Source organism: Bacillus cereus group sp. RP37 (assembly GCF_040459695.1).
In the GTDB taxonomy this organism is placed as follows: domain Bacteria; phylum Bacillota; class Bacilli; order Bacillales; family Bacillaceae_G; genus Bacillus_A.
The window spans coordinates 3886516-3900315 of record NZ_JARVHP010000001.1; the positions used below are offsets into that span (position 1 = coordinate 3886516).

Here is a 13800-nt window from a genome sequence, read left to right on the forward strand (position 1 = left end):
CCTACATGTTCTAACTATCATAAAGAAAACTGTTTTCGGTTCTCACGCAAGCAAGAATAATATGTAATACATAGTGTAGCGATGCTTAGCCAGAACGTAAAATAACCAATTTCTTCTACAAACAAATGCATAATTCCATATCTCGGCATTTGCCAAAATAAATAATCAATTGCATCATTATGTATTGTCCATATAGCTGCTACCGCAAAATGCCATTTTTTTATACGGTAAAACGGTGCATATAACAATCCTTGTACTGCCATCGCAAAATGCGAAAGCATTAACATATACCCGATAAAACCAATAGGACCTTTTACATAGATCATAATTGCATTTACAACAACAGCCCATATCCCATATTTTATTAAAGTAACAATCGCTAACGCCTCTATTAATCCCCAATTTCTCTTTATTAAAAAAGCAATTAAAACAAAGACAAAAAAGAGACTCGCCATCGGGCTATCGGGTACAAACGGCCAAAATATAGGGGAAGTTTCTTTTAATTGGTTTCCATACCATATAAATCCGTATATTGTACCTAATATGTTAACAACTAATAAAAATAATAATACGGAGCGTTGTCTTAACATTGCATACAAGTAAACCAAGCTGTATGTCCAACACCTTTCAAACAAAGTCATTCTTTCCTCAAACTCTACTCTATTATATAGTAAATTTTCTTTCATCAAAATAAAAAGCTGACTACAAATTTTGTAGTCAGCTTTTTATTATTTTTTATTATACTTTGCAACGAATTCCGAAAGCTTCTTCAGTTCCTCATCTGTACCTTTAAATACACCTTTAGGCATCGAACCTTTTCCTTCTTTCGCAATTTTAGCAATTTCTTCTGGCTTTAAAGTTAAGTTTTGCAGTGCTGGTGCTGCTGCCCCGCCCTGTAAATTGTCACCGTGACATGTTAAACAAGTATTTTTTTGCATTAATTTATAGCCGTCATCATTTTTATCAACTGGTGCTGTTTTTACAATTGCTCCTTGTTTTTTTGCAGCTTCCCAGTCGTGGTGTGCTACAGATTCCCAAGTTAAAAAGATAATCGACGCAATTGCTAAAAGCATAAATCCAGTTGCTACAGGACGCTTCAGCGGACGTCTTTCTGGACCTCGATCAAGAAATGGAGCTAACAGTAATGCGCCAAACGCAATCCCTGGCATAATAAACGCTCCAATTACAGTAAATGAGCCAGAAGCATAAGAATACTTTAATAACTGATACAAGAATAAGAAATACCAATCTGGAAGTGGTATATATCCAGCATCAGTTGGATCCGCCATTCTCTCAAGTGGTGACGGATGCGCCACTGTTAAACATAAATAACCGATTAAAAAAACTGCACCAACCATCCATTCTTTTAACAAGAAATTCGGCCAAAATGCTTCTGTTTTCCCTGGGTATTCAGAATAGTCTTTTGGAATATTTGGTTTCCGAGCTACTGGTACCCGAGAATCTCCTACAAACTTCATCCCTTTGCCGCGATGCATAATCTCCCTCCTTTAGTTCTTTCCCCTTTAATTTAGCAATCTCTTATAGCGGACCGGAAATACCTTGTTTGCGAATCATGATGAAGTGGAAGGCCATTAAACCTAGAAGTGCTGCTGGTAAGAAGAAGACGTGAATAGCAAAGAAGCGAGTTAATGTTTGAGCGCCAACAATTTCGGAATGACCAGCGAGTAATGTTTTAATATAAGGACCAATGAGCGGCGTTTGCTCTGCAATTTGAATCCCTACTTTCGTAGCAAATAACGCTTTCATATCCCACGGTAATAAATATCCGGTAAAACCAAGACCTAACATAACAAAGAAAATAAGAACACCAACAATCCAGTTTAACTCACGAGGCTTTTTATATGCACCTTGGAAGAAAACTCTGAGTGTATGTAAAAACATCATTACAATGACGAGACTAGCACCCCAGTGGTGCATACCACGAACAATTTGTCCGTACGCAACCTCATTTTGTAAATAATAAACCGATTCCCAAGCATTTTTAATATCAGGCACATAATACATCGTCAAAAACATTCCAGATAAAATTTGAATGACAGTAACGAAAAAGGTAAGTCCTCCAAAGCAATAAACGAATGCAGAGAAGTGATGTGCCGGGTTTACATGTTCAGGTACTTCATGATCAGCGATATCACGCCATATTGGTGTAATATCTAACCTTTCATCTACCCAATCATAAATTTTATTTAGCATCTACTTCGCACCCCCTCTTGGCTTCGCTTTTCCTAAATACAGCGTTCCATCTTTCACTTTAGATTCGTATACATCCAGTGGAGCAAGGGGCGGCGTGCCTTTAATGTTCATCCCGTCCTTTGTATAACGGCCCCCGTGACATGGACAAAAGAATTGATTCGGATGTGCTTTGTCCGAATTCCAGTTCACTGTACATCCTAAATGTTTACATACTGGAGAGAACGCAACAATGTCTCCGCTTTCATCTTTATGAACCCAAGCTGATTTTGGCTCTTCGGACTTGTACCAACCATCAACCTGCTTCACCTTAAAGTCGAAACGTTTCGGCTCTGTTGTAATATCCTTTACTTGTGCAACAGCAACCATATCCGTTCCCGCTTCTTTTCTTAACACCGGATCAAGCGCAAATCGCGTCATCGGCATTAAAATACCCGCTGCCATAAAGCCTCCTACCCCTGTAAGGGTGTAATTTAAAAACTGTCTTCTTGACACACGATGTTCTTTCTCGCTCACGAAAATTTCCCCCCTCTATCAGAAATTGTCCCCTCGTGATAAATTATATAAAAAATAAAAACTAGGACACTATCATGATATAATACGCTCATGCACAGGTCAATATCATACTACTCATAATAATAAGAACTTTCTGTTTATTATTACTTTCCCCATTTTTCTTCTAACATCACCATTATATTTTTTATATGTGCATGAATAACTTCTCTTTTCGCTTGATCACTAAATTGTTCTAACGCTAATGAAGGAAACCAAAATAAATCTCCCTGTAATTCTTGCATATCTTCTTTCCACGAAAAATCACTTGTAACATAAGCAATATGCTTAAAACCTTGCTTTTGTAAATGATTTGTCCATTCTTGCAAACGACCTTTTTCATTTTTTTGACTTTCTACTAAATACGTAAATGCAGGTAGTAAAAGCACTCTTCCTTTATATTCTCTTTCTAGTTCCATACTCAACAATTCGATAAATTCACCTTGTTCTACTACCATTTTCATTTCTTTCGCTGCCGAAATTGATAAAAGTGGTATAACACCTGTATCTACATACTCTCTTGCTTGCTCAAACTGTTCTACATCTTTTACAACCCATTTCAAATTTCTTCCCTCCCCTATAAATAACAGAACTTTCACTTTATATATATTAAACCATACTAAAAGAGGTAAAAAAAGAAAAACTACCTATATTAAGGTAGTTTTTCTTAAAAAGTCTGAAATTTGTAAAACTTTATGAATCCAAATGAATTCTATAACATCTTTAACTCCGCCGTTAACCTATGAAACGCTTCCTTATCTTGCTTATCCAGCGCTTCATCAATTTGTTTCAAAAGACGTTCTCTTCTAAAAGAAAATACACTTTCTTCTAAAAATCTTTCTGCAAGTAAACGATCTTTTTCATTTACTTCAATATGCTTTGGTAAATACGGGTTTTCTTCTAATACAGCTACATAATTTGCATTTTGAAACGATGATTTAAAATTGAGTTGAATATAAATATCCTCATCTCGATTTAAACGAATATCATGAAACGATTTTTCAGCATCTGTTGTCATAACATTTTGTTTAAAAAAGTGAAATGGTGTGTCTTTCACACAATTCGCGGACATCACTAAACCACGCGGACAATACTTTGCATGCTCTACGAAGTGGACTTTATGCATCAATTGGTCGTGACTCATTAAATAATTCAAAATCCATACACATTCACGCTGTTTCAGTTGGTAATTATTCAAAAACCATTTTACAAAATCCTTCTTCTCGTTTACAGAAACAGGGGTATTCATAGCAATTAAGTCCCTCCTCTGTCTTTCTCTTTTCTTTTTAGATTCAAGAAGCGGCATTCAGTTTCCTTCCAACTTATGAAAAATCCTCTAAATTATATAACAATTCTTCAATATGAATTTGTGTCGGGTCTAGTTGTATTAACTGAGTAAATACTTCTTTCGCCTCTTTTCGCATTCCTTCTTCCAATAAGAAATAACCGTACTCTTCCAAGAAGTCTGGATGATTCTTAAAAGAAGTATATGCACTTTCATAGTGTTTTAATGCATCCGAATACATTTCTAATTGTTTTTTTGCAAACGCAAGATCCCAAAGTAATTGTGTATCTGGTTCTCCGCTATCAATCGCACGCTCTACAACTGCAATTAGCTCTTCATACTTTTCTTGTTCTTTTAAGATATACGCATATTTTAATGTTGCACCTAAATGTCCTGGATCTAACTCAAGCGCTTTTTGAAGCACTTCTTCTGCTTCCGCTATTTTTCCTAATTTCGCCGCAATGTTCGCTAATTCTACATAAAATGGTACAGAAAGCTCATCTACTTTAATTCCTTCATGAAGTGTTTCATAGCTTTCTTGAAGCATTCCTTCTTTTTCATAACTTTTCGCTAAATACATATACAACGATGCATACTCAGGATCTAATTCTTTTAGTTCTTGCCAAGCACCAATTGCTCTTTGGTATTCTTCACCTTGGTATAATGTGAAGGCATATCCAAATAATGAGTGGATATCTTTTTGTTCCTCTAAACCTGCTTCGTAGTAAGAAATCGCTTCTTCCCAATTTCCAATCGCACTTAACGTTTCTGCGAGGCGAAGTGCAATGACAACACCTCCCATTACTTTATGTTCCGCTAATAGCGACTCATAATGAGTGATTGCCTTTTGTTCTTCACCTTTACTACTATATAACTCTGCTAATCCAAACGTAATAACAGGTTCTTCAGGCATCATTTCTTTCGCCTTTAATAGTTTTTGTTCTGCTACATCATCAAAACCTTGCATTTGGAATAAATCCGCAACAAGTAATAACGATTGAACATATAAATCATCATTTTCTGGAATGTCATGAAGCACTTCAATCGCTTCATCTTCTTTGTCTAGATCAATATATAATTCTGCTAAAAATACAGTGAATTCACTTTCTTCCGGGTACAATAAACGCAAGTCTTCTGTAATAGCTAACGCTTCATCCGTAAATCCCAGTGTATGATAGTAACGAGCAATATCATATTTCTCTTCATCATTCGCAATTTTTAATTGTTCTTTTAATAATTGTAATCCTTTTTCCGCTTCACCATTTTCAATATATGAAACAGCCTGTTCAAACTTTTGCATAAACGTCTCCTTTAATTCTAAAAAATATTCTTTTCTGTTCATTTCCCCCGCTATTTACGGGCAGTAAGACCCCCACCTCAAAATTCAGCGAAGACAAAGAAGTTTGAGGGGGGCGAGCTGCCCGTTAAATCCCGATTGGTGCGGGCTAATAATCAGTGGGGATAAACATCCCCCCACTGATTAAAGTTTCACTTTATCATAAGCAACTAGATGTAAGAACGCAACCTTTTGAATGAGCATAATTCTTCTTGTACTTTCACTGATAACGATTCGAATATGACACCGATACCGCATTACTACTTTCTATTGTACCGTTTTCTTTCATTACCGTGCAAATAACTTCCCTTATTAATTATTGACCCGCACGGATTGAGCTTTACATGCCTTCTTCACCAATCTTTATTTACATAAAAAAGACTCCTATAATAGGAGCCTTCACACACTCTTAAGAATATGTTTCTTCTTTCTTTACTTGCTCTTTTACAAGCTCTTTCAATAATTCTATAATTTCATCATTTTCTTCTTTCAAACCAACAGTAATACGAATACCATCATGTATACCAAATGCAGCACCAGAACGAACAATATATCCTTTCTTCATTAATCGTTCGAAAGCCTCATTACCAGTAATGCCCAGTTTTAAGAAAATGAAATTTGTTTGAGACGGATAATAGAATACGTTATATTCCTTACAAAATGCGTAATATTGATGTAACCCTTCTTCATTCTTTTTCACACATTCTTGTAAAAATGCTTGATCTTCTAATGCAGCAAGTGCTACAGATTGGGCTACAGTCGATGTATTGAATGGTAACCTTGCTACTTCTAGCTGACCGATTAACTTCGCATTACCAACCGCATATCCGATTCGGAAAGCAGCCAAACCATATGCTTTTGAAAACGTGCGTAAAACCATAAGATTTTCATACTTTTCAAGAAGTGGTAATGTTTGCGGATAGTCTTCTGTCCCCGCATATTCATAATATGCTTCGTCCATAATAACGAGCGCTGACTTAGGAACTGATTCTAAAAATGAAAGTAATCTTTGTTTCTCTACATATGTACCTGTCGGATTATTCGGGTTACAAATCCATACAATCTTCGTTTTGTCATCCACTTGCTGTAACATCGCATCTAAATCGTGAATGCCATCTTTAAGTGGTACTTCACGAACTTCTGCTCCTTCAATAACAGCATGGTGATGGTATTGAGAAAACGTTGGATTCGCCATTACAACATTTGTTCCTTCATGTAGTAATGCACGACTAATCATTTGAATGACTTCATCTAATCCACTACCAAATAACAGTTGTTCCGCTTTAACCCCTAAATGTTTTGCTACTTTTGTCCGAAGTTCAAAGGCATATCCATCTGGATAAAGAGCGTATTGACTCGCTAAAGAAGTTAATGCTTCTGTTACACGGGTAGAGCAACCGAATGGATTTTCGTTCGATGCTAATTTCACAATTTTTGATAATCCATATTCCCTTTTTACTTCTTCAATATTTTTCCCAGGTACATATGCTCTCAAAGTTAACAATTGCTCTTTCACTCTCATTTTTCTTCCCCCAGTCATTTTATTCAACTCGATTACAATACGGTAATCGGTTATCATAACCGTCACTATTACGAGAATACCGCTAAACAAGCACTTCGCACTTCTTAAACCATATCCTTTTGAAATGCCTCTAACGCAATATGAACAGTCTCATCTGGAATAGATACGACATTCACTACCCCATATTCCTGCATTAGCACCATATGAATTGTCCCAGCATTCGCTTTCTTATCTTGTTTCATCAATTGAACGAGACGCACTACATTCAAATCACTTGGCATTTTTGGATAGCCGTACTTTAAGAACCACTGCTTCATCTCTTCATAAGAAAGATCAACCTTGTACACTTGCTCACTTAAGAATATAGCAAATAACATTCCAACCGCTACTCCGTCACCGTGAGTAATATTTCCATACCCTAGTTCTTTTTCAAGAGCATGGCCTAACGTATGTCCAAAGTTCAAATGGGCACGTACACCTTTTTCTGTTTCATCTTGCGATACAATATTTGCCTTTACAGGAATCGCCTTCGTTAATATATGAATTAACTTCTCATCACGAAGATCCGTTAATGTTTGCACTTCTTCTTTTAACCAATGATACAGCTCTACATCACCAATAAGAGCATGTTTTATCACTTCTGCATAACCTGAACGCCACTCTTTTTCAGGAAGAGACTGTAAAAATGGCGTATGATATACAACTGCTTCTGGTTGATGGAATGCACCTATCATATTTTTACCTAACGGATGATTGATCGCTACTTTCCCGCCTACTGCGCTATCATGAGCTAATAAAGTCGTCGGAACTTGAACAAAGCGAATTCCACGCATAAACGACGCAGCAACAAAACCAGCTAAATCCCCAATCATCCCGCCTCCAAGTGCAATAATTAAAGAATTTCTATCTAATTTATTTTCAAGAGCTGACGTATGAGCCGCATAGAAATTTTCAAAAGACTTCTCTTTTTCGCCACTCGGTACAACGAATGAAAATACTTTTTGCTCTATTTGCAATGCATCTACAACTGTCTGTAAATGTAAAGATGCAACAGCCTCATCTGAAATGATCATGATGTTTGATACAAATGGCCGCATGTTTTGAACGATTGTTGTCAAATGTGACAACGATTCTTTTCCTACATGTACATCATATTCTTTTGATTTTGTTTGAATATGTATGTTTCCCATTAAAATCCCCTCGCATATTCATTATGTTTCTCAATATTTTCACGAATAAGGTCCATACGATCTAATCCGAATTGTTCTATTAAAGCTGTCGCTAATTCCCAAGCCACAACCGCTTCTGCAACGACACTAGCTGCTGGCACTGCACAACTATCTGAACGTTCAATGCTCGCTGTAAAAGGCTCTTTCGTATCAATATCTACACTTTGAAGAGGTTTATATAGTGTAGGTATCGGTTTCATCACACCGCGCACAACAATTGGCATGCCAGTCGTCATACCGCCTTCTAATCCACCTGCATTATTTGTTCTTCGTGTATATCCATGCTCCTCATTCCACAGAATTTCATCATGAACTTCACTTCCCGGTCTATGTGCTGCTTCAAAACCAATTCCAATCTCGACACCTTTAAAGGCATTAATGCTCATAATTGCGGATGCTAATTTTGCATCCAGTTTTCGATCATAATGCACAAAGCTACCGACCCCAATTGGCATTCCTTCCACAATCACTTCAACGATTCCACCGATTGAATCACCATTTGCTTTCGCATCATCAATTGCTTTCATCATTTGGCTACCAGCTTCTTCATCTAAGCAACGTACAGGTGATGCTTCTGTAATACTTTTTAATTCTTCAATTGAACGATACGTAATTTCCTTAGCCTCAACACCGCCAATTTCAATTACATGGCCCGCCACTGTAATACCAAGTTCTGCTAACACTTTTTTAGCGACCGCACCAGCAGCAACACGTACTGTCGTTTCGCGTGCTGAAGAACGTTCCAGTACATTTCTCATATCTCTATGTCCATATTTAATCGCACCATTTAAATCAGCATGTCCAGGTCTTGGTTTTGTTACTTTCCTTTTCATTTCTTTTTCTTCTTGTTCCGTCAAAGGCTCTGCGCCCATAATTTTTGTCCAATGTGCAAAATCACGATTTTCAACAACAAGTGCAATTGGAGAACCTAATGTCTCTCCATGTCTAACACCACTTGCAATTTGCACTTGATCTGTTTCAATTTGCATGCGCCTACCACGCCCATACCCCTTTTGCCTTCTAGCTAACTCTTCATTTATATCATCCGCTACTAAAGGCAGTCCTGCCGGAACACCTTCTATAATCGTTGTAAGTTGTGGACCATGAGATTCACCCGCTGTAATATATCGCATACGTTATTCCTCTTTTCTTATATGTATTTATCCCGCTATATTAAGCAATGATATTATCTTTCATTACTCTAAAAGTATAAAAGAAATTAAATAATACATCAGCCATTCGCTTATTCTCCGATAGGCCTTTTACTTTACATATCAATATATCATAACAGCTCTAACTTCGTAACTAATTGCAATAAAAAAAGTGCAAGAAGAATACCCCTATTCTCCTTGCACTTTCTACTATTATCACAGTTATTAAAGCGTTTACAAATTATTTCAAAATAATTAGTAAATCCATTCATTCATTAATTTTGAGTAGTCAACTAATTCTTCTTCCTTAAAGAAAATAGCAATCTCGCGCTCTGCACTTTCTAACGAATCAGAACCATGGATAATGTTTTTCGCAACAGTTACACCGAAATCTCCACGAATTGTTCCAGGAGCTGCTTCATGTGGTCTTGTTTTACCCATCATGTTACGAGCTGTATCTACTACACCTTCACCTTGCCATACCATTGCAAATACAGGGCCAGATGTAATAAAGTCTACTAATTCACCAAAGAAAGGTTTCTCTGTGTGCTCAGCATAGTGTTGTCCAGCAATTTCCGGAGTGACTTGCATTAATTTTGCACCAACTAATTGAAAGCCCTTTTTCTCAAAACGAGCTACGATTTCCCCAATGAATGCACGTTGTACACCGTCTGGTTTTACCATTAGAAATGTTTTTTCCATAAAAAATCTCTCCACTTCTGAATTATGTATGTAATTGTATATCCCCACACACATATTAACACCCTTATCACAATTGTGCAATAGTTTTGAAATAGAGAGATTATTTTATTTTTTAGAAAAAACACTAAAATTTTCGTTTCCCAATATACTTTGCTACATTTTGTAATGCATACTTTGCTTGTCCACGTGGGAGTGGTTTTATGATTTCTAATGCTTTATGTAAATAACGTTCACTAAACGCAAATGCCTTATCAATAGCTGCACTATTTTTCACAGCCTCAATAATTTCTTTCATTTCATCCGCTGTTGTATTTTCGTGTACAGATGTGATTTTCTTACGAAGCACTGGATCTTCCATAGCGTATAAGGCAGGAAGCGTAATATTCCCTTGTAGTAAATCTCCGCCAGCAGGTTTTCCAAGTTTCTCTTCCGTTGAAACAAAATCTAAAATATCATCAATAATTTGATACGACATCCCTACGAAATAGCCATACCAAAATAGTCGATTCACCGTATCACGATTAGCCCCAGCAGCAATCGCCCCTAGTTGGCAACTTGCAGCAATTAATAATGCTGTTTTTCGCTTTATTCTTCTTAAATATGTTCGTAAATTTTGGTCATAATTGTATTTATCTTTAATTTGTTCAATTTCACCTTTACAGACTTCTAAAATGGTATGCGATAGCGCCTGATGCGCCTCTGGAATTTCGATATTCGTTATACATTCAAGAGACTTCGCGAATAGATAGTCCCCTGTATACATCGCAATACGGTCCCCCCATTTCGCATTCACAGTCGCACTACCACGTCGTAAAAAAGCAGCATCAATAACATCATCGTGAACAAGAGAAGCCATATGAATAAGTTCTAACGCAACAGCTACATGCTTAATTGCATCTAACTTATAATCTCCAAATTTCCCCGCAAGCAACACAAATACAGGACGAATTCGCTTCCCACCTGCTTCAATAAGTTGTAATGCCGCCTCTTCTACCAATGGTTGTTCAGAAGCAACTGTCTTTTTTAATTCTTTTTCTATCACATTAATATCCGATCGTAAAAAAGAGTACATAAGTTGTAACTTCATATTGTTCACCTTAACCTAAAACTTCTTTTTTCTATTTTGATTCTGGTTTCATACCTAAATGCATCGCTGCTACCCCAAAAGTAAACGGCTTCACTTGTATACGTTCAAGTCCAGCTTTTTCAAACATATTAGCCAATTCTTTCATACCTGGGAATGTACTAGCAGATTCTTGCAGCCATGAATATTCTTTATAACTTTTCGCAAATAACTTTCCAAATAACGGCATGATATATTTAAAGTATAAAATATACCCTTGTCGAAAACCAATCATTGTTGGTTGAGATGTTTCTAAACAAATTACTTTTCCACCTGGTTTTACTACGCGCGTCATTTCTTTTAATACGTGCAGATAATCCGGTACGTTACGTAAACCAAATCCAATCGTTACATAATCAAATGTGTTATCTTCAAATGGAAGTTCCATTGCATTCCCGTGTAGAAGTTCTACTTGTTTTAATTGTAACGCCTCTACCTTTTGCTTACCGACAGATAACATATTTTCACTGAAGTCTAAACCAACAACCTTGCCCTGTTCACCTACCGCTCCAGCTAGCGCAATTGTCCAGTCCGCTGTCCCGCAGCATACATCAAGAGCCTTGTTACCTGGTTTTACATCCATAATGCGCATCGTCTCTTTACGCCACGCTTTATGTCTTTGAAAACTAATTACAGAATTCATCACATCGTATTTATCAGAGATTTTCTCAAATACATCATGTACTCTTTCTTCTTTTGATTGTTGCATGCTCGTACCTTCTTCCAATGTAAAATTGCTTATGTCTTCGATTTATCTCTTAACACAGAGTTTATGTCGCTTATGTCTGTGTGGTTTTCTAAAAATTGATTTTCTTTCTTTCTCAATTCCATCATCCATCCATTAATAACTGGTTCTGCATCCGCTTTATCCCTCAAAATCGATTGAACTGCTTGAAAAACAGGTGAATGTTGTTTATTAGCATACAGTTCACATTCTTTTTGGAGACGATTTTCCCCTAATACATACGTTATAAATGGCTTCCAATGCGATAAATGAAAATGATCACATGTTTTTTGCAAGAGTGCAGACTCAATCGTTACTACACTTTCCATTATGTCATCCATCGTTTTATGCGCTTTTTGATATAACATTATTTTGTGTTCATTAATTTCTTTAATTCCTTCAGCAAGCGCACGAATTAAAACAATATCACGATTCATAGACAATAAGTAATAATATAACCCGCTATAGTAATCGCCTGCAAGTACTGTTAACTGGCGACGTTTATGCGATTCATTTGCTTCTGCCCCTGCTTTATTTGATACTCTTTCATGTGTATCAAGTGCAATTTGCACAAGCATAATCGTTACTACATAATGCTCAATTTGTTCTATATGTAAATTTGCACCTTTTAAAGCACCATATAACAATGCTATTTTTTCTTCATCAATAAATGGTTCTTCAATATAGTTTATAAAATAAGGATGGCGTAATTTCTCCATCAATTTCTCTCTTATACCCGCATACCCTCCGTAGATGTCACACACAAAAATCACCCTTGTTTTCTAATTCATAAAACTTATTATAACACATACATACTATTTTCTATAACCAAAACTTGGCTACTCTTTCCAAACTTCCATCGAACTAAATAACATCTTCCATTCTTTTTAGTAGTCTTTCTATTCTCACTCTGCCTTGCTAAAACTATATCATTTATTTACATAAAAAAAAAAGAAAAGCAGTTTCCCACTTTTCTTTACTTCGTTTTAATAAAAGATAAAATTTCACTACGTGCTGCAGCATCATTTTCTAGCACACCACGCACTGCTGTTGTTACTGTTTTCGCACCTGGCTTTTTCACACCGCGCATCGTCATACACATATGTTCTGCTTCTACTACTACCATTACACCATGCGGCTCTAGTACTTCCATAATAGAGTTCGCTACTGTTGATGTAATACGTTCTTGCAGTTGTGGACGACGTGCAATTGTATCTACAGTACGAGCTAATTTACTTAACCCTGTCACTTTTCCGCCTTGCGGAATATATGCAACGTGAGCAACTCCATAGAATGGAACTAAATGATGCTCACACATCGAATAAAACGGTATATCTTTTACTAGTACAAGCTCCTCGTGATCTTCTCCGAACACTTTATGCAAATGTTCTTTCGGATCTTCATGCATACCCGAGAACACTTCTGCGTACATTTTTGCAACACGCTTTGGTGTATCAAGTACTCCCTCACGATTTGGGTCATCTCCGATTGCCTCTAAAATAAGGCGTACTGCATGTTCAATTTGTTCTAAATTAACTTTTGCCATCCGCTAGCCCTCCCGAAAACCTAAAAGTGATACGAACACATTCTAGCATATTTATGTTTTTAAAAGCAAAAAGAAGAGTTCCCCAAAAGGAAACTCTTCTTCCCTGTTAATATGTAAGGATTATTTAACCGCATCTTTTAACGCTTTACCAGGTTTGAATGCAGGTACTTTACTTGCAGCGATTTCAATCTCCTCACCTGTTTGTGGGTTACGACCTTTACGAGCCGCACGCTCACGAACTTCGAAGTTACCGAATCCGATCAGTTGTACTTTATCACCTTGTTTTAAAGCTTCTAAGATAGAATCAAAAACAGCGTCTACTGCTTTTGTTGCGTCCTTTTTAGAAAGGGAACTTGCTTCTGCAACAGCATTGATTAAATCTGTCTTGTTCATGCCATTCACCTCCTCCCAAAGATAAG

16 protein-coding genes are annotated in these 13800 nt (G+C 36.8%); all 16 read right to left on the reverse strand.

What is annotated here, in order from left to right; all coding sequences use genetic code 11:
- Positions 1–17: 17 nt before the first annotated feature.
- Positions 18–608 carry a lipoprotein heptaprenylglyceryl N-acetyltransferase LhaT gene (gene lhaT / locus QCI44_RS20465; protein WP_098986199.1) on the reverse strand — a complete coding sequence of 197 codons (591 nt, stop codon included), beginning with the start codon at positions 606–608 and terminating at the stop codon, positions 18–20.
- Between the two features lie 120 nt (positions 609–728).
- The gene (gene qcrC, locus QCI44_RS20470) at positions 729–1496 is read right to left on the reverse strand and encodes a menaquinol-cytochrome c reductase cytochrome b/c subunit (protein ID WP_000554603.1); all 768 of its coding nucleotides are present in this window, start codon (positions 1494–1496) and stop codon (positions 729–731) included.
- A 43-nt stretch (positions 1497–1539) separates the two neighbouring features.
- Entirely contained in the window at positions 1540–2214 is a 675-nt protein-coding gene (gene qcrB, locus QCI44_RS20475; RefSeq protein ID WP_000932700.1) for a menaquinol-cytochrome c reductase cytochrome b subunit, read from the reverse strand.
- Positions 2215–2727, reverse strand: coding sequence for a menaquinol-cytochrome c reductase iron-sulfur subunit (gene qcrA / locus QCI44_RS20480; protein ID WP_001290420.1), 513 nt, complete (start codon positions 2725–2727; stop codon positions 2215–2217).
- A 143-nt stretch (positions 2728–2870) separates the two neighbouring features.
- On the reverse strand, positions 2871–3326 hold the full coding sequence (locus QCI44_RS20485) for a YpiF family protein (protein WP_016134012.1): 456 nt from the start codon (positions 3324–3326) through the stop codon (positions 2871–2873).
- A 149-nt stretch (positions 3327–3475) separates the two neighbouring features.
- A complete protein-coding gene (locus tag QCI44_RS20490) occupies positions 3476–4012 on the reverse strand; it encodes a ReoY family proteolytic degradation factor (RefSeq protein ID WP_001095923.1) in 537 nt (178 codons plus the stop codon).
- Between the two features lie 73 nt (positions 4013–4085).
- A complete protein-coding gene (locus tag QCI44_RS20495) occupies positions 4086–5348 on the reverse strand; it encodes a tetratricopeptide repeat protein (RefSeq protein ID WP_016134011.1) in 1263 nt (420 codons plus the stop codon).
- Between the two features lie 445 nt (positions 5349–5793).
- Positions 5794–6906 carry a histidinol-phosphate transaminase gene (gene hisC / locus QCI44_RS20500; protein ID WP_098560753.1) on the reverse strand — a complete coding sequence of 371 codons (1113 nt, stop codon included), beginning with the start codon at positions 6904–6906 and terminating at the stop codon, positions 5794–5796.
- Between the two features lie 104 nt (positions 6907–7010).
- The gene (aroB, locus tag QCI44_RS20505; RefSeq protein WP_098986197.1) at positions 7011–8096 is read right to left on the reverse strand and encodes a 3-dehydroquinate synthase; all 1086 of its coding nucleotides are present in this window, start codon (positions 8094–8096) and stop codon (positions 7011–7013) included.
- Positions 8096–9268 (reverse strand): chorismate synthase, encoded by a 1173-nt coding sequence (gene aroC / locus QCI44_RS20510; RefSeq protein ID WP_098986195.1) that lies wholly within the window; start codon positions 9266–9268, stop codon positions 8096–8098. The genes aroB and aroC overlap by 1 nt, the downstream gene beginning before the upstream one ends.
- A gap of 273 nt (positions 9269–9541) precedes the next feature.
- Positions 9542–9988 carry a nucleoside-diphosphate kinase gene (gene ndk, locus QCI44_RS20515; RefSeq protein WP_000415885.1) on the reverse strand — a complete coding sequence of 149 codons (447 nt, stop codon included), beginning with the start codon at positions 9986–9988 and terminating at the stop codon, positions 9542–9544.
- A gap of 124 nt (positions 9989–10112) precedes the next feature.
- Positions 10113–11075, reverse strand: a complete 963-nt coding sequence (hepT, locus tag QCI44_RS20520; RefSeq protein ID WP_016088641.1) for a heptaprenyl diphosphate synthase component II — start codon at positions 11073–11075, stop codon at positions 10113–10115.
- Positions 11076–11106: 31 nt separating this feature from the next.
- Entirely contained in the window at positions 11107–11820 is a 714-nt protein-coding gene (gene menG / locus QCI44_RS20525) for a 2-heptaprenyl-1,4-naphthoquinone methyltransferase (RefSeq protein WP_016088642.1), read from the reverse strand.
- Between the two features lie 29 nt (positions 11821–11849).
- The gene (locus QCI44_RS20530; protein WP_016088643.1) at positions 11850–12599 is read right to left on the reverse strand and encodes a heptaprenyl diphosphate synthase component 1; all 750 of its coding nucleotides are present in this window, start codon (positions 12597–12599) and stop codon (positions 11850–11852) included.
- A 212-nt stretch (positions 12600–12811) separates the two neighbouring features.
- Positions 12812–13381 carry a GTP cyclohydrolase I FolE gene (gene folE / locus QCI44_RS20535; protein ID WP_001151482.1) on the reverse strand — a complete coding sequence of 190 codons (570 nt, stop codon included), beginning with the start codon at positions 13379–13381 and terminating at the stop codon, positions 12812–12814.
- Positions 13382–13501: 120 nt separating this feature from the next.
- The gene (locus QCI44_RS20540; protein ID WP_001043860.1) at positions 13502–13774 is read right to left on the reverse strand and encodes an HU family DNA-binding protein; all 273 of its coding nucleotides are present in this window, start codon (positions 13772–13774) and stop codon (positions 13502–13504) included.
- Positions 13775–13800 lie beyond the last annotated feature (26 nt).

What these genes read in the sequence shown, in the direction of transcription:
- menG (WP_016088642.1), bottom strand. Translation starts at nt 11,820, where the DNA reads ATGCAACAATCAAAAGAAGAAAGAGTACATGATGTATTTGAGAAAATC.
- QCI44_RS20540 (WP_001043860.1), bottom strand. Translation starts at nt 13,774, where the DNA reads ATGAACAAGACAGATTTAATCAATGCTGTTGCAGAAGCAAGTTCCCTT.
- aroC (WP_098986195.1), bottom strand. Translation starts at nt 9,268, where the DNA reads ATGCGATATATTACAGCGGGTGAATCTCATGGTCCACAACTTACAACG.
- QCI44_RS20490 (WP_001095923.1), bottom strand. Translation starts at nt 4,012, where the DNA reads ATGAATACCCCTGTTTCTGTAAACGAGAAGAAGGATTTTGTAAAATGG.
- ndk (WP_000415885.1), bottom strand. Translation starts at nt 9,988, where the DNA reads ATGGAAAAAACATTTCTAATGGTAAAACCAGACGGTGTACAACGTGCA.
- aroB (WP_098986197.1), bottom strand. Translation starts at nt 8,096, where the DNA reads ATGGGAAACATACATATTCAAACAAAATCAAAAGAATATGATGTACAT.
- QCI44_RS20495 (WP_016134011.1), bottom strand. Translation starts at nt 5,348, where the DNA reads ATGCAAAAGTTTGAACAGGCTGTTTCATATATTGAAAATGGTGAAGCG.
- qcrC (WP_000554603.1), bottom strand. Translation starts at nt 1,496, where the DNA reads ATGCATCGCGGCAAAGGGATGAAGTTTGTAGGAGATTCTCGGGTACCA.
- hisC (WP_098560753.1), bottom strand. Translation starts at nt 6,906, where the DNA reads ATGAGAGTGAAAGAGCAATTGTTAACTTTGAGAGCATATGTACCTGGG.
- hepT (WP_016088641.1), bottom strand. Translation starts at nt 11,075, where the DNA reads ATGAAGTTACAACTTATGTACTCTTTTTTACGATCGGATATTAATGTG.
- qcrB (WP_000932700.1), bottom strand. Translation starts at nt 2,214, where the DNA reads ATGCTAAATAAAATTTATGATTGGGTAGATGAAAGGTTAGATATTACA.
- folE (WP_001151482.1), bottom strand. Translation starts at nt 13,381, where the DNA reads ATGGCAAAAGTTAATTTAGAACAAATTGAACATGCAGTACGCCTTATT.